At 78.0% G+C, this 554-nt stretch carries 1 protein-coding gene; it reads left to right on the top strand.

The window, feature by feature from the left end; all coding sequences use genetic code 11:
* The coding region (locus CCN39_RS50535; protein WP_158104630.1) for a hypothetical protein at positions 1-420 on the top strand (420 nt) is incomplete at its 5' end.
* Positions 421-554: the final 134 nt, after the last annotated feature.

Raw genomic sequence — 554 nt, 5'->3', positions numbered from 1 at the left:
GCCGCCGATGCGCTGTGGCACACCGAAACCGGGCTCCCGCGCAACGCGACTCTCGGTGTCCCGCTGCTCGCGGCGGCGCTGGCGGCCGGCCTGTCCGGCGACGAGCCGTCGATGGCCCGCTGGCGCACCCGCGCGGCCGACGTCGCGGGCGTGGCCACCCCGGCCGAGTCGGCCAACCTGGCCCCGCTGGACGCCTTCGTCCGGGCCAGGGTGGCCCTCCACACCGGTGCCGGCCTGGCCGGACGACTCGCCGAAGCAGGCGCCGCGTTCGCTCCCGGCCGCTTCAACGGCTACGCGGCCGGCGTGGCCGCGGAACTGGCCGTGGCCCTCGACGCCCCGGACGCGTCCCACCACCTCGCCCGAGCCGAGCACCACGCGGCCCACAACCGCTGGACGGCGACGGCCCTGGCCCGCGCCTGAGCCCGCCGCCAAGGCGACGCCGCCCTGCTGGCGGCCGCCGCGGAACAGTTCGCCGAACTCGGCGCGGACTTCGAAGCCGAAGCCACCTGACGCCCGCCTGGAGTCCTCCGCCGGCTCCAGGCGGGCGTCAGGTG

The sequence above is a fragment of the Amycolatopsis kentuckyensis genome (genome assembly GCF_002155975.1).
In the GTDB taxonomy this organism is placed as follows: Bacteria; Actinomycetota; Actinomycetes; order Mycobacteriales; family Pseudonocardiaceae; genus Amycolatopsis; species Amycolatopsis kentuckyensis.
Note: the sequence above shows the minus strand (reverse complement) of the source record. Positions and strands in the feature narration are given on the sequence as shown.